The organism is Burkholderia sp. 9120, from assembly GCF_000745015.1.
GTDB lineage: Bacteria > Pseudomonadota > Gammaproteobacteria > Burkholderiales > Burkholderiaceae > Paraburkholderia.
Genome location: NZ_JQNA01000002.1, coordinates 1,062,888 through 1,076,382, shown reverse-complemented (window position 1 = coordinate 1,076,382; position 13,495 = coordinate 1,062,888). Strand labels below are relative to the sequence as shown.

At 62.9% G+C, this 13,495-nt stretch carries 16 protein-coding genes; 4 read left to right on the top strand and 12 right to left on the bottom strand.

What is annotated here, in order from left to right; genetic code table 11:
* Positions 1 to 263: 263 nt before the first annotated feature.
* The 12 genes from FA94_RS13000 to FA94_RS12945 form a co-directional block, all read right to left on the bottom strand.
* The gene (locus FA94_RS13000; RefSeq protein WP_035551626.1) at positions 264 to 683 is read right to left on the bottom strand and encodes an ExbD/TolR family protein; all 420 of its coding nucleotides are present in this window, start codon (positions 681 to 683) and stop codon (positions 264 to 266) included.
* Between the two features lie 16 nt (positions 684 to 699).
* The gene (locus FA94_RS12995) at positions 700 to 1,431 is read right to left on the bottom strand and encodes a MotA/TolQ/ExbB proton channel family protein (protein WP_035551624.1); all 732 of its coding nucleotides are present in this window, start codon (positions 1,429 to 1,431) and stop codon (positions 700 to 702) included.
* Between the two features lie 27 nt (positions 1,432 to 1,458).
* Positions 1,459 to 2,160, bottom strand: a complete 702-nt coding sequence (locus tag FA94_RS12990) for an energy transducer TonB (protein ID WP_035551622.1) — start codon at positions 2,158 to 2,160, stop codon at positions 1,459 to 1,461.
* 291 nt (positions 2,161 to 2,451) lie between these two features.
* On the bottom strand, positions 2,452 to 2,688 hold the full coding sequence (locus FA94_RS12985; protein WP_035551619.1) for a (2Fe-2S)-binding protein: 237 nt from the start codon (positions 2,686 to 2,688) through the stop codon (positions 2,452 to 2,454).
* A gap of 238 nt (positions 2,689 to 2,926) precedes the next feature.
* A complete protein-coding gene (gene murI / locus FA94_RS12980) occupies positions 2,927 to 3,823 on the bottom strand; it encodes a glutamate racemase (RefSeq protein ID WP_035551616.1) in 897 nt (298 codons plus the stop codon).
* Positions 3,824 to 3,979: 156 nt separating this feature from the next.
* Positions 3,980 to 4,459 (bottom strand): bacterioferritin, encoded by a 480-nt coding sequence (gene bfr / locus FA94_RS12975; protein ID WP_035551614.1) that lies wholly within the window; start codon positions 4,457 to 4,459, stop codon positions 3,980 to 3,982.
* Between the two features lie 206 nt (positions 4,460 to 4,665).
* Complete coding sequence (locus FA94_RS12970; protein ID WP_035551612.1) at positions 4,666 to 6,201, bottom strand: fumarate hydratase; 1,536 nt, start codon at positions 6,199 to 6,201, stop codon at positions 4,666 to 4,668.
* 56 nt (positions 6,202 to 6,257) lie between these two features.
* Complete coding sequence (locus FA94_RS12965; RefSeq protein ID WP_035551611.1) at positions 6,258 to 6,824, bottom strand: TIGR00645 family protein; 567 nt, start codon at positions 6,822 to 6,824, stop codon at positions 6,258 to 6,260.
* 197 nt (positions 6,825 to 7,021) lie between these two features.
* On the bottom strand, positions 7,022 to 7,915 hold the full coding sequence (locus FA94_RS12960; protein WP_035551610.1) for a DMT family transporter: 894 nt from the start codon (positions 7,913 to 7,915) through the stop codon (positions 7,022 to 7,024).
* Positions 7,916 to 8,007: 92 nt separating this feature from the next.
* Positions 8,008 to 8,619, bottom strand: coding sequence for a hypothetical protein (locus tag FA94_RS12955; RefSeq protein ID WP_156126625.1), 612 nt, complete (start codon positions 8,617 to 8,619; stop codon positions 8,008 to 8,010).
* A gap of 112 nt (positions 8,620 to 8,731) precedes the next feature.
* The gene (locus FA94_RS12950; protein WP_035551603.1) at positions 8,732 to 9,139 is read right to left on the bottom strand and encodes a hypothetical protein; all 408 of its coding nucleotides are present in this window, start codon (positions 9,137 to 9,139) and stop codon (positions 8,732 to 8,734) included.
* Positions 9,140 to 9,298: 159 nt separating this feature from the next.
* The gene (locus FA94_RS12945) at positions 9,299 to 9,598 is read right to left on the bottom strand and encodes a ribbon-helix-helix domain-containing protein (RefSeq protein WP_063771778.1); all 300 of its coding nucleotides are present in this window, start codon (positions 9,596 to 9,598) and stop codon (positions 9,299 to 9,301) included.
* Positions 9,599 to 10,027: 429 nt separating this feature from the next.
* Between FA94_RS12945 and FA94_RS39420 the strand changes: the two genes are divergently transcribed.
* Genes FA94_RS39420 through FA94_RS12925 form a run of 4 tightly spaced genes read left to right on the top strand, consistent with a single transcriptional unit; the run spans position 10,028 to position 13,493 of the window.
* On the top strand, positions 10,028 to 11,284 hold the full coding sequence (locus FA94_RS39420; RefSeq protein ID WP_231584953.1) for a hypothetical protein: 1,257 nt from the start codon (positions 10,028 to 10,030) through the stop codon (positions 11,282 to 11,284).
* On the top strand, positions 11,191 to 12,168 hold the full coding sequence (gene sctC, locus FA94_RS12935) for a type III secretion system outer membrane ring subunit SctC (RefSeq protein WP_231584951.1): 978 nt from the start codon (positions 11,191 to 11,193) through the stop codon (positions 12,166 to 12,168). The genes FA94_RS39420 and sctC overlap by 94 nt, the downstream gene beginning before the upstream one ends.
* Positions 12,158 to 13,255, top strand: coding sequence for an FHA domain-containing protein (locus FA94_RS12930; protein ID WP_035551600.1), 1,098 nt, complete (start codon positions 12,158 to 12,160; stop codon positions 13,253 to 13,255). Before sctC ends, FA94_RS12930 begins: the two co-directional genes overlap by 11 nt.
* A complete protein-coding gene (locus FA94_RS12925; protein ID WP_035551598.1) occupies positions 13,233 to 13,493 on the top strand; it encodes a hypothetical protein in 261 nt (86 codons plus the stop codon). Before FA94_RS12930 ends, FA94_RS12925 begins: the two co-directional genes overlap by 23 nt.
* The last annotated feature ends 2 nt before the right edge of the window (positions 13,494 to 13,495 follow it).

The window sequence follows — 13,495 nt, the reverse complement described above, 5'->3', positions numbered from 1 at the left end:
GCCGCTATGATAGCCGGCCTGATAGGGCTGACCGCGCTGTCCGTGTCGATCACGGCTGTCGCATGCAGTGACACGACGAGCTATCAATCTTCGAATGATGGCAAGTAGTCCTGCCGCCCGAAGGCGCCGAGTGCGCACAAAAAAAGGCCTTCATCTGACGATGAAGGCCTTTTACTTTCTGCCCTTGTTTTAAGGGCTTTCCGGTATTTTTCGGCGGACACGTTTCAAGCTGAAGGGTTGCCCTCGAAGCAGTTCAAAGACGCTTACTTGCCCTTGGGCTGCGTCACGAAACCGATCTTCGTAAGACCGCCGGCCTGCGCCGCCGACATCACTTCCGCCACTTTCTCGTACGGGACCTTGCGGTCCGCGTCCAGATGCAGTTCCGGCTGCGGATCCGCCTGCGCGGCTTGCGCGATCTTCGTGCTCAGCGTGGCTTCGTCGACCTTCTGGTCGTCCCACAACACGTTGCCGTCCGCGTCGATCGCGACCGTGACTTGCGCGGGCTTCGTGTCTTCTTTCTGACTGCTAGCGTGCGGCAGATCGATTTTGACCGCGTGACGAATCACCGGAATCGTCACCATGAAGACGATCAGGAGAACCAGCATGACGTCGACGAGCGGCGTCATGTTGATTTCGTTCATCAGGCCGTCGTCATCGTCGCTGGCGAAAGGGCTCATTGCCATCGGAGTGCCTCGTCGATCAGTGGTTGCGGGCCGCGAGACGCAGGCCGTCGCCGCGTTTCGACGACGACAAACGCGCGCCCGTCACGAAGAATGCGTGCAGACCGTGCGCGAAGCGGCTCAGCTTGGCGACAACAGACTTGTTCGCGCGCGTCAATGCGTTATAGCCGAGCACGGCGGGAATCGCGACGAACAGACCGAACGCGGTCATGATCAGCGCTTCGCCGACCGGGCCGGCAACCTGATCGATCGACGACTGACCGCTCGCGCCGATCGCCAGCAGCGCGTGATAGATGCCCCACACTGTGCCGAACAGGCCGACGAACGGCGCCGTGCTGCCGATCGACGCGAGAATCGCGAGACCGCTTTGCATACGCGCGACGCTTTCGTCCATGGTGTCTTTCAGGCAGCGCGTGACCCAGTCCGACACGTCCATGCGGTCATGCAGATGCGGCTGCGTCTGATGATGATGATCGGCCGCTTCCTGGCCCGACAGCGCCAGCGCGAGGAACGGGTTGTCCTGCGGCGTCGACGATTCCGCGCCGAGCTTCTTCACGCCGTCGGCGAGGTCGTCCGAGTGCCAGAACGCCTGTTCGGCGTTCTTCGTGAGACGCTTCAGGCGCATCACATTCCAGGCTTTGATGACGATTACGCTCCACGACATGACCGACATGATCATCAGCGCGAGCGCGATACCGCGCGTCACGAAATCCCCTTGCGCCCACACGTGCGCCAATCCGTAGTTTTGCATTGCAATTCCTTGTTTTTAAAATCTGCTTCAATCGTTCAGATTGAAGTCGTAAGGCTGGGTGTACGCCGCGCGAACCGGCTGACCGTTCTCGAGATAGGGCTTGCAGGCGCTCGCATGGACGGCCGCGACCGCGGCGTCGTCGAGACGGCTGAAGCCGCTGCTTTTCTTCAGTTCGACGTTCTCGATTTTGCCGCTCAGGCCGACCACGAATTTCACGTAGGCGGTGCCGGTTTCGCCGCGCCGCTTCGACAGCGACGGGTAATCGGGCCTGGCGATATTGCAGTCGAGATGCGAGACGTTCTTCGGCGCGGCGATCTCCATCGTCTGAGCGGCGATCGGCGGCGCAGCAGGCGCGGGCGGCGTCGGATCCGGGGCCGCAATCGCGGTCGGCGATGGCGCGGCTGCTTGCGGCAACGGCGTGAGAGTCGGCTTGGGCGTGAGAGTCGGCTTGACTTTGGGCTTGCTATGAACCGGCGTCGGCTTGGGCGGGGGCGGCGCGATCGATTGCAACGCGACCGGCGCGGCCAGCGGCGCCGGCGGCAGCAACTGCGCCGTCATGACGTGCGATTCGAGTACCGGCTGGACCGGATCGTGACGCAACGTCAGGACCACGGCAAGCAATGCGACGTGAATCGCCGCAACCACGGCTGTCGCGGTTAGGGCGCGTGAATTCATTCGGGCGGATGGAGCCGGCGTGACGCCGGCTGAAACGGTATGCGAGGCCTGCATGTTAGCGTGGCGGCGCGCTGTCGAAACAGCGCGTCAGACAAGACATCGTCATGTTCGGAAGATCAGCAGCGAAATGAACAAAGTAGTCACGAAACCAATCAGCAATTCCATCTCAAACTCCTTTTTAACGGGTGAGCGGGGCTAGCTAGCTGGCTGGTACGGATACTGGCTTGCTGACGGCAGTGGGATAAAACGTAAAGCGAACGCAAACGAGCGTAAAACAGGCGCGTGAAACAATCGGGACAGCGGGCGCTTTGCAGCGCGGCCGGAGCCGCGCAGTGAAACGTGACCTTAGGCGGCCTTGCGCTCGTAGAACGTCAACGGAACAGCCTGCGGATGATGCTCGAAGCCGCAACGGCTCGCGCACACGCCGCTTTGCATCATGACGTCGCGCACGGACTCGGCGCACTTGCCGCAGCAGGACGCGACGCCCAGCTCGAACTGAAGCTCGTCGAACGAGTCCATGCCATCTTCGATCGAGGCACGGATCTTTCGGTCAGAAACAGACTTGCAGACACAGACAATCATGGCAGGGCGTCATAGCTAACGTTAATGCGAATTATTATCATTTTGTTTGGAGCGTTTGGCAAGCGTCCTGCATGATTTTTTGTAACAAAACCAGACTCTTAGAAGGGTTTCGTCTATAGGACAGATTCCGGCGCGAGGGGTCCGTGGAGCGAAAAAAACGGGCAATGAGGCGAAAAATCGCCGCAAAAGTACGCGCGAAATCCCTCGGCGACGCAAAAGACGTCGCGCGGGAGCAGATTTATGCGGCTTGGGAGTTTGGTGCTGCGGTGCGGCGCGACGGGATCAGTACGCGTTCGACATGGGCGTCGAGGTGCAGCAGCGTCGCGGCGAGCTGCTTCTGATGCGCGCCGTCGTCGGTGGAATAAAAGCGGGGCAGAGCAGGGGCGTGAGTGTCGCCCGCTGCTGCGGCGCGCAGACCGTGCTGGTCGAGTACGCGCTCGAGTTGGCGTGCAATGGCGACGCTCGTATCGATCAGCATCAGCCGGTCGTCGACGAGGTCACGAATCGCCGCATCAAAGAACGGGTAGTGGGTGCAGCCGAGCACCAGCGTGTCGGCGCCCGCGTCGAGCATGGGTTCCAGGTAGCTGCGCAGTAGCGCGCGCAGTTCCGCCGAGTCGACGTCGCAGCGTTCCACCGCTTGCACGAGGCCATGGCCCGGCTGGCAGAGAAAACGGCAATCCGAAGCGTAGCGATCGAGCAGCGCCTGAAAGCGCGCGCTACGCAACGTGACTTGCGTGGCGAGCACGCCGGCCACGCGGGTTTTCGACTGCAGCGCGGCGGGCTTGATACCCGGTTCGACACCGACCAATGGAATGGACAGCTTTTCGCGAACCAGCGCGATGGATTGCGCGGTCGCCGTATTGCACGCGACCACCAGCGCCTTCGCCCCTTGCTTGACCAGCCATTCGCCGATGGCGAGCGTGCGGTCGGCAATGAAGTCGTCGTCGCGTTCGCCATAAGGGGCGTACAGCGAGTCGGCGACATACAGCAGCGCTTCGTCGGGCAGTTGCGCCCGCACCGCCCGCAACACCGACAGCCCGCCCAGACCCGAATCGAAAATGCCGACCGGCGCGCGCGACGCAGTCGCGGCGGCGGTAACAGGTCGAACACCCGTGGACGGCAATTCTGTAGGCATAGGCGGAGAGGACGCGCGCGGCACGGCGGTCAACGAAAACTCAGCAAAACAGGGAAGGGCGCAAGTATATCGTCCGCGCGGCGCGGGTCATGAAGAACGCTGCAGGTAGAGCGCATTCTCATGAAACCGCGCGCGGCGCGTTCCAGCCTGTTTCGCTCAGGACCCGATCGGGCCCATGGCGGTTTGCTGGTAGTTCTGAATGCCGATCTTGTCGATCAGATCGATCTGCGTTTCGAGCCAGTCGATGTGCTCTTCCGTATCGTCGAGAATCTTCGTGAAGATTTCGCGCGAGATGAAATCGCGAACCGATTCGCAATACACGATCGCTTCTTTGCAGGTGCTTTGCGAAATCTGTTCGAGCTTCAGATCGCATTCGAGGATTTCTTTGGTTTCCTCGCCGATCAGCAGCTTGTGCAGGTCTTGCAGGTTCGGCAAGCCGTCGAGCATGAAAATACGTTCGATCAGCCAATCAGCGTGCTTCATTTCGCCGATCGACTCGTCGTATTCATGCTTGCCGAGTTTTTCGAGGCCCCAGTGCTTGTACATGCGGGCATGCAGGAAGTACTGGTTGATCGCGGTCAGTTCGTTTTTCAACTGCGAGTTGAGATATTCGATGACCTTCTTGTCGCCTTGCATGAGATGTCCTTGTAGGGGATTTGAATTTCCCAGAACAATAAACGGCGAAGCGCAAAAAGCCAAGGCAAAAATACAGTTTTATGCTTGATTTTGAAGGTTATTTTGCGTGATGAGTACCGTTCTCATTTCAGCCGAAAAAAAGCCGGGGTACGAGACCCCGGCTTGAGATTTATCGGTTGAAGAACTCAACCTGTCTCAATACAAATTCAAACTGTTGCGACCGGAATCTTGCCGATCTTGGCTTGCCATTCCTTCGGACCGGTCTGGTGCACGGAGGTACCGTTCGAATCGACGGCGACGGTCACCGGCATATCCTGCACGTCGAACTCGTAGATCGCCTCCATGCCGAGGTCTTCGAACGCCAGCACCTTCGCGCTGCGAATCGCCTTCGACACGAGGTACGCCGCGCCGCCCACGGCCATCAGATACGCGGCCTTATGCTTCTTGATCGACTCGATCGCCACAGGACCACGTTCCGCCTTGCCGATCATCGAAATGAGGCCGGTTTGCGACAGCATCGTTTCGGTGAACTTGTCCATGCGCGTGGCGGTGGTCGGGCCGGCGGGACCGACGGCTTCGTCGCGCACCGGATCGACCGGGCCGACGTAGTAAATCACGCGGTTCGTGAAGTCGACCGGCAGCTTTTCGCCCTTCGCCAGCATGTCGGCGATGCGCTTATGCGCGGCGTCGCGGCCCGTCAGCATCTTGCCCGACAGCAGCAGCGTCTGGCCCGGCGTCCATGCGGCGACCTGTTCCGGCGTCAGCGTGTTCAGATCGACGCGCTGGCTCTTCTCGGTGTCCGGTTCCCACTGCACCTTCGGCCATGCGTCGAGCGACGGCGCTTCGAGCTTCGCCACGCCCGAACCGTCCAGCGTGAAGTGCGCGTGACGCGTAGCGGCACAGTTCGGGATGATCGCGACCGGCTTGCTCGCGGCGTGCGTGGGCGCGGCCATGATCTTCACGTCGAGCACGGTGGCGAGACCGCCGAGACCCTGCGCGCCGATGCCGAGCGCATTGACTTTCTCGTGCAGTTCCACGCGCAGTTCTTCGATCCAGTCCTGCGGGCCGCGGGCGATCACGTCCTGAATGTCGATCGGGTCCATCAGCGATTCTTTCGCCATCACCATGGCTTTTTCGGCCGTGCCGCCGATGCCGATGCCGAGCATGCCCGGCGGGCACCAGCCCGCGCCCATGGTCGGCACGGTCTTCAAGATCCAGTCGACGATCGAATCCGACGGATTCAGCATCGCGAACTTCGACTTGTTTTCCGAGCCGCCGCCCTTGGCCGCCACCTGCACGTCCACGGTATTGCCCGGCACGATCTCGTAGTGGATCACGGCCGGCGTGTTGTCTTTCGTGTTCTTGCGGCCGCCTTCGGGCGGGCTCACGATCGACGCGCGCAGCACGTTGTCCGGGTTCAGATAACCGCGGCGCACGCCTTCGTTGATCATGTCGGTGACGCCCATGGTCGCCGAACCGGACTCACTCGCCCAGCGCACGTCCATGCCGACCTTCACGAACACCGTGACGATGCCGGTGTCCTGGCAGATCGGGCGCTTGCCTTCGGCGCACATGCGGCTGTTGGTGAGAATCTGCGCGATTGCATCTTTCGCGGCCGGGCTCTGTTCGAGTTCGTACGCGCGGCCCAGGGCCTGGATGTAATCGAGCGGGTGGTAATAGCTGATGTGCTGAAGCGAATCAGCAATGCTCTGAATCAGATCTTCCTGTTTGATGACGGTCATGGCTAGGCTCAGTGGGGACAATGGCGCTTGTTGTACTGATCGCAGGGCTGTGCGAGTCAGTCGTGCGCCTTCAGGGGAGTGGAACCGTTGGAGCCCAGCGCGTGCAACTCGGCGGGCTCCTGAAAATGTTTGGGGTGCGTGCTGGTGGTGAGGCGGTCGACCGCCGCCATGACCAGCGCCGACACCAGGAAGGCGACGTGGATGATCACCTGCCACATGATGGTATGCGTCGAATTCTGGTCGGGACTGATGAAGGTCTTCAGCAGATGGATCGACGAGATGCTGATCAGCGCCATCGACAATTTGACTTTCAGCACGCCGGCGTTCACGTGGTCGAGCCATTCCGGTTCGTCCGGATGACCCTCTACGCCCAGGCGCGACACGAAGGTTTCATATCCGCCGATGATCACCATGATCAGCAGGTTCGAGATCATCACCACGTCGATCAGGCCGAGCACGACCAGCATGATGTTGGTTTCGTCGAGCGTCATCGCGGCCGTGACGAGATGCCAGACCTCCTTGAGGAACAGCACGACATAGACGCCTTGGGCCACGATCAGGCCCAGGTAGAGCGGCACTTGCAGCCAACGGCTCATGAAGATGATGGCGGGCAGCGGGCGCATGGGGCGGCGCGTGCGGGCTGAGTCGGGGCGCGGAGCGGACATAGGCGGAGTCGGATGAAACGCAGGTGACGGAATACGGCCTCGATGCGCCGGTCCGGCGAGCGGGGCGCACGGAGCGGAGACACAAACGGGGCGCAGACGACGCGGAGCACGGCCAACGGGTGGCCGGAAAAGTCCGCAACGGGCGCGCTATTGTATCAAGACGCCACCGGCGGCGTCCGTCCAACCCTCAGGCTGGCAAGCGCGATCCCCGTGACGACGCAGGCGAGCGCGATGCCGTGCGCGAGCGTCGGCCGTTCGCCGAGAAACGCGATGCCGTAGATCGCCGCAGCCACCGGCAGCACGGCGCTGAACACACCGGCCAGGCTGCCCGGCACGTGGCGGATACCCTTCATCCACAGCCAGAACGAAAAGATGCTGGCCGATAGCCCGTACCACAGCACCAGCGTCCACACACCGGGCGGCACCGCGCGATAGTCGAACTCGAACAGCGCGCGGGCGCCGAGCGGCAGCATCAGCAACAGGCCGAACAGATGCGTGTACGCGCAGATGTCGATGGGCGTGAGGGTTTGCGTGAGGCGGCGCGACAGAATGATGTAGAGCGATTCGCAGCACACCGCGCCGAGAATCATCAGATTGCCGCTCAACGAGGTCTCGCCACCCGCGTTCTGATCGACGTGCGCCAGATTGATCACGACCACGCCGACGATCGCCAGCGCGATCGACGCGAGCGCGCGGCCGTTCGGGCGCTCCTTGAGAATCAGCCACGACAGCAGCGCGACGACCGCCGGAATCGTGCTCGTGATGACGCCGGCCGCCACCGCGCTGGTGCGCTGCACGCCGTTGAGCATCAGCAGCGTGAAGCCGAAGGTGCCGAACAGCGCCTGCAGAAACAGGTTGAACCACTCGCCGCGCTTCACGCGACGCAGTTTGGCCACGCGCAGCAACGGCCACAGCACCGCCATCGCGATCACGAAGCGCAGCAGCGCGAACAACGGCACGGGAACGAACTCGACGATCGATTTACCGATGCCGACATTGCTGCCGACCAGCAGCATCGAGGTAATGAGAAGGAGGGCGTAGCGGTTCAAGTCGAGACATCCGGATAAGTGCATTGCGCGCCGCAGTTTACCGGACGGGTCGTCGAATCGCACGGCCGCTCGCGCTCGACGGCGGCCTCGCGTCAGCGGTGCCGTACTCCGCTGAAGAGGTCGTAGCGCGCCGCGCACGACGGATCCGCGCCGGCGAAATGGGCGACGACGCGCGCGCGGCCGGCGTCGGACGGCCCTGCGCTCGCCACGAAACGCAGCGCCTTCAGGCACAGCGTCGTGGCGGGCGGCACGACGACCAGATCGGGGAGCAACGCGCTCGACAGATTTTTCTGCGGGACCGATTCGTCGAAGATCGAGTAGAGCTCGCACAGGTCGTCGCGTGGATACGCCGAGGCCGTTCGCAGCGCCCAGGCGGCCGCGTGGCGTGGCAGCACGAAGGCGCATTGGGCGCCGAGGTCGGCGAACCGCCGCGCGTGTCCGCGCTGCAGCGCGGCGAGACCGGTTCGCGTGATATGCGACACACGGTACGAGGCGCCGGTGTAATCGGTCATGAGCGGAAGCGCATCGAGAAAAGCTTGCGCGGCTTGGTCGAGTGGCAACGCGTTGCGCAGCGCTTCATTGATGTGTAAATGGCCGCCGTCGATGAAGTCGGTCATGGCCGGGTGACGTTCCGTGTTGGCGTGTCGAATCAGCGCGTCGAGCCGCTGGCGATCGGCGGGCTCAAGCCCGCGAAGAGTATTCATTGTGTTCAGAAAGAAAAGGCGAGGTAGGCGCGGGGCGGCGTGTCGTGACGCCGCCCCGGATCTGGCCGCCGGCGCAGCAACGCGGCGGCCGGCTGTTTTTTTCAGGCTGGCGTCAGGCGGTGCCGTTCCCCTGGCCGCCTTGCGCGCCCAGGCCGCCCATCAGCGAACCCATCATGCCGAGCAGCGGCGGCGCGAGTTGCATCACGGCGGACAGGACGGACTTGACGATGTTCATGATGCCGCCTAACCCCATGCCCATTCCGCCCGCGCCGCTGCCGCCCGCACCGGCGCCTGCCAGTCCCTGTGGGTCGACGTTCTGGCCGGGCAGGGCAAAAGGCTGCCGCATGCCGCCGGCACTTCGGGCAGCACCGGCAGCGTCGATACCGCCGTCGTCGTCAGGCGGAAACATGGGCACGGTGCTGAAATTCGCGTTGAACTGCATGCCGTTTTGCTGCGGCATCGATGCTTCGCCAAAATCGTACGGCATGTTGTTGCCGAAATTGTCGATCGTATTCGCCATAGTGAGAAAAATCCCTGATTAAAAGTTAAATCATTCAGTTGCGGTTTTCGCGTGGGCAATTGCGCGTGGTGATCGATCGTTGTCGAGTGTTGCTGGATAAAGCGAGTGATGGGCTCTGTTCGATGCATCTCCTTGTTCTGAATTATGCGACGTGAATAATTATTCCGGCGCGATCGTCTTCATATCGATGGGATATGTCTGTTCCAATATTTGTGTGACACAGATTATTCTGATAAAGCCGGTGAAATTGCAGATGGTTTCCTGTGTCATATCGATTTCACGCGCCCATTTGGAAATCAGTTTTCCCACTGTCAGTGATTCCTGGCGCGCGATTTCTTCGATGATTCGCCAATAAATTTCCTCGAGCCGCAAACAGGTTGCAAAACCGTTGATTCTGATCGAGCGAAGCTTCGGTCTGGCAAGGCCGGGCGCGAAATTGCAAAACTGCATCATCACCATACGAAGTTGCGCGTAGGAATCTGACGTGAGCCTGCCGAAATTACGTGATCGGTTCCTGAAAAATCGCCAGGAAATTTCGATGAAGAAAATTCGCTTCGAGGTGGATTGAGTGGGTCGTTTGTCATGATCGGATTAATCGATTAGCGGGTTGGTCAATCCTCTCTCTCTGTGAACGAAGTAGGTCATACAGGGGTACGACTTGCCGATATTTATATCTTCTTCGTATTTTTTGGATAAGACCGGTTTATTTCGGGATAAACCGGATCGTCGGATCGATATCCGCGGCTAATGGCGGTAATGGGTTGCCATGGCCGTTCGCGTCAAGGCATTAAGCGATCCGCTTACGTCCTACATGTGTATGACCCGGCATCGGCTGGTCGCCATTAAATTCTCTACAACGCTGTCAATGAACGTAGCCAGGGATTTTTAATGCTGATGATGTGGCGCAACTATTCGATTATCAGGACCGGTGACGGTCCGCCGTCCCGGTCGCCGTATGCGACCCGTGCCGCGCTGCGTCACATCGCGGGTCCGTTCGGGGCGGCCTGGGCGCTGTTGCCGCTTGCATCGATTGCATCGCTCGCCTCCCTTACATCGCTGGCACCGATTCCGGCGCATGCCGCCACGCCCGCATGGCACGGCACGCCGATTCACTACGCGGTGAACGGCGCGCCGCTGCCCGACGTGCTGCGCGACGTGCTCGCCGTCGAAGGGTTGAGCGCCGACATTGGCCGCGATGTGAAAGGAGCGGTCAACGGCCGCTTCGACGACACACCGGGCAACGTGTTCACACAGTTGACGGAGGCCTACGGGCTCGTCTGGTATTTCGACGGCAAGGCGATGCATGTGACGACCGCGGCGGACGTGCGCAGCCGGGTGATTCCGTTCGCGCCCATGACTCGTGAAGCGGTCGCCTCGCTGTTACGCAATCTCGATCTCGACGACGCCCGTCTGCCGATCAAATATTCGGCGACGACAGTGAAGGTGGCGGGGCCGTCGCGCTTTGTCGACGCCGTCGCGGAAGCGATCGATCAGGCGCAGCGGCAGACCACGGTCGCGCCGAATCCCGAAGACCCGGTGATCCGCATTTTCCCGTTGCGCTACGCGCAGGCGCAGGACATTCGCTACACGGTCGGGTCGCAGGAGCGGGTGATGCCGGGCGTCGCGTCGTTGTTGCGTCAGTTGATGGCGGATAACGGGCCGTATAACGGGGCGGGTAGCGGGCCGAGCAACGCGCCGCGCCCGCGCGCCGACGATGCCCGTGCGGATGCCCGCACCGCCGCGCGGACCGAAGCGCGCAATGCGCGTGGCGGACCGCCGCCGCTGCCGAGCCTGCTGGGGCTCGGTCTGGCGAGTGTGCCGCCGGCCGCTGGGAGTATAACGGGGCGGGTAGCGGGCCGAGCAACGCGCCGCGCCCGCGCGCCGACGATGCCCGTGCGGATGCCCGCACCGCCGCGCGGACCGAAGCGCGCAATGCGCGTGGCGGACCGCCGCCGCTGCCGAGCCTGCTGGGGCTCGGTCTGGCGAGTGTGCCGCCGGCCGCTGGGAGTGCTGCGGGCGCTGCGGCGCCGTTGCCGGAAATCGACGGCAGCGTGCTGCCGTCCGCGCCGGCCGCGCGCCGCAACATCGTGGCCGACGCGCGCACCAACGCGGTCATCATCAGCGACCTCGCTTCGACGATGCTGAACTACGAGCGCGCGATCGCCATGCTCGATCAGCCGCAGGAACTGGTCGAGATCGACGCGGTGGTGATCGATCTGTCGTCGAACGCGGCGCGCTCGCTGGGCGTCAGTTGGGGCGGCGCGAACGGGCGGATCAACGGCGCATCCGGGGCCGCGAGCGCGCCGCTCTCGGTCGGCGCGGCCGCGCTGATGGCGCCGGCCAGCGCGGCGGCCGGCCTGAATCTGGCGACGCTGGTGGGGAACTCCGCGCAGTACCTGTTCGCCCAGCTCAACGCGCTCGAGACCACCGGCGAAGCGCGGGTGCAGTCGCGTCCGCGCGTGCTCACGCTGAACAACACGGAAGCGGCGCTGACGTCGCGCAGTTCGGTGTACGTGCGGGTGGCAGGCAATCAGGCGGTCGATCTCTACAACATCGACACCGGCCTGACGCTCAAGGTGACGCCGAACATCGAATCGAGCGGGGAGCCGCGCCGCAATATCCGGCTGAACATCCAGATCGACGATGGCGCGTTCAACGCGACGTCGTCGGTGGATGGGATTCCGCAGGTCGACAACCATTCGGTCGTCACGCAGGCGATCGTGCGCGACGGCGAAAGTCTGCTGATCGGCGGCTATCAGTACGAGCGCAGCGAGCGCACGACGTCGAAGGTGCCGCTGCTCGGCGACGTGCCTTACCTCGGCGCGCTGTTCCGCGATACGCAGACTAAGCATGAGCGGCTCGAGCGTTTGATTCTGATTACACCGCGGTTGAAGAGCGTGACCGGCGACGGTGCGCCGAATGTGACGCTGGCCGGTTCCAGCGCGGTGAGTGGCGCAGACGCACCGCCCACACCGCCCGCACCGCCGCTCGTGCAAAAAATGCCCTGGGAGGCCCGCGATGACCGCTGACGCGCAGATCGTCGTGATGGACGGCGTGCATACCGGCGCGAGCGTGGTGATGTCCGCCGGCCAGCCGTTGCGAATCGGCAGCGGCGGCGACGCGGATCTGATCGTGATCGACGACGGCGTCGAACCCCTGCATGCCACCGTCGAGTTGCAACACGACACGCTCTCGCTGGTGGCGCAGCACGACGGCGTCGCCGTGTTCGGGCGTCGCGTGCCGCCGGGACGTCGCGTGCGGATGCGGCGCGGCGCGTGGTTTTCCGTGGCCGGCGTGACGTTCCGCTTCGCCGGCCGCGATACGCCGGGTCCAGCGCTCGCACGGGACGCCGAACGGGCGTATCTGCTGCGTCACGAACCACTGGGCTATGTCGCGAAGCGCTGGTCCGACGCCGCGCCGGTAACGAAGGCGACAGCCTTTGGTGTACCGGTCGCGTTCGCGATGCTGGCGTGGCTCGGTTCGTCGTCGCCGTCCGTCGAACCGCGTCTCACGCGCCACGAAGAAACGTTCCGGCTGGTGACGACGCGTGTCGATCCGAAGACCGGCGCGCTGGTCTACGAGGGCTATGTGCAGACCGCGACCGATCTCGCCGCGCTGACCGCGCACGCCTGGTCGCGGCAACGGGCGCCGGTGATGCATGTGTTCGTGCTGGCGCAACTGGAGGAACAGGTCGGCGAATTTCTCGCGCGCTATTACCGCAGCGCCGAGGTGCGCGCGACCCAGCCCGGCGCGTTCAACGCGCTGCTGCCCGACGCTCACGGTTTTTTATCGCCTGAAGCATGGGATTACGCACGCGTGGCGCGTCTCGCGCGCGCCGACATCAGTGGCTTGCGCGAGCTGGCATTTCCCGGTCATGCGCAGCAAGGCGAACGGGTGCGCGTGCCGCTCGACGCGCTCGGCCTGAATCTGCTCGCGAGCCGTCACGCGGCCTGGCTGACGGATGCGCAGGGCGTGCGCTACTTCGTCGGCGCGCGCTTGCCGATCGGCCATGTCAGTCGCCTCTCGGCCTGCGCCGCGGAAGTCACGCGCGACGACGACGGCTCGATCTACGAATTCGTTGCGGATGCGGCACATGCCCCCAAAAACTGCCGGTAAAAGCACGCTCGGGTCGTTTGGCGATCTGCCGCTCGAAGCGCAACTCGCCGAAGGCGGCGGCGCGGGCCGGACCATGATCGCGGCCCGGCTGACGGCGGAAATCGAACGCCTGAGCGACGCGCTGGCGAGTGCGTCGCCGGCGCTCAGGAAAGAACGGATTCTTCTTGTCGAGTGTTTGCGCGCGGCTCGGCAGGTGGTGGAAAGAAGCGCGAGCTTCGTCAACGCGCGCGGTAAATAGTA

What these genes read in the sequence shown, in the direction of transcription:
- FA94_RS13000 (WP_035551626.1), bottom strand. Translation starts at nt 683, where the DNA reads ATGGCAATGAGCCCTTTCGCCAGCGACGATGACGACGGCCTGATGAAC.
- FA94_RS12995 (WP_035551624.1), bottom strand. Translation starts at nt 1,431, where the DNA reads ATGCAAAACTACGGATTGGCGCACGTGTGGGCGCAAGGGGATTTCGTG.
- FA94_RS12990 (WP_035551622.1), bottom strand. Translation starts at nt 2,160, where the DNA reads ATGCAGGCCTCGCATACCGTTTCAGCCGGCGTCACGCCGGCTCCATCC.
- FA94_RS12985 (WP_035551619.1), bottom strand. Translation starts at nt 2,688, where the DNA reads ATGATTGTCTGTGTCTGCAAGTCTGTTTCTGACCGAAAGATCCGTGCC.
- murI (WP_035551616.1), bottom strand. Translation starts at nt 3,823, where the DNA reads ATGCCTACAGAATTGCCGTCCACGGGTGTTCGACCTGTTACCGCCGCC.
- bfr (WP_035551614.1), bottom strand. Translation starts at nt 4,459, where the DNA reads ATGCAAGGCGACAAGAAGGTCATCGAATATCTCAACTCGCAGTTGAAA.
- FA94_RS12970 (WP_035551612.1), bottom strand. Translation starts at nt 6,201, where the DNA reads ATGACCGTCATCAAACAGGAAGATCTGATTCAGAGCATTGCTGATTCG.
- FA94_RS12965 (WP_035551611.1), bottom strand. Translation starts at nt 6,824, where the DNA reads ATGCGCCCGCTGCCCGCCATCATCTTCATGAGCCGTTGGCTGCAAGTG.
- FA94_RS12955 (WP_156126625.1), bottom strand. Translation starts at nt 8,619, where the DNA reads ATGAATACTCTTCGCGGGCTTGAGCCCGCCGATCGCCAGCGGCTCGAC.
- FA94_RS12950 (WP_035551603.1), bottom strand. Translation starts at nt 9,139, where the DNA reads ATGGCGAATACGATCGACAATTTCGGCAACAACATGCCGTACGATTTT.
- FA94_RS12945 (WP_063771778.1), bottom strand. Translation starts at nt 9,598, where the DNA reads ATGGTGATGATGCAGTTTTGCAATTTCGCGCCCGGCCTTGCCAGACCG.
- FA94_RS39420 (WP_231584953.1), top strand. Translation starts at nt 10,028, where the DNA reads ATGCTGATGATGTGGCGCAACTATTCGATTATCAGGACCGGTGACGGT.
- FA94_RS12930 (WP_035551600.1), top strand. Translation starts at nt 12,158, where the DNA reads ATGACCGCTGACGCGCAGATCGTCGTGATGGACGGCGTGCATACCGGC.
- FA94_RS12925 (WP_035551598.1), top strand. Translation starts at nt 13,233, where the DNA reads ATGCCCCCAAAAACTGCCGGTAAAAGCACGCTCGGGTCGTTTGGCGAT.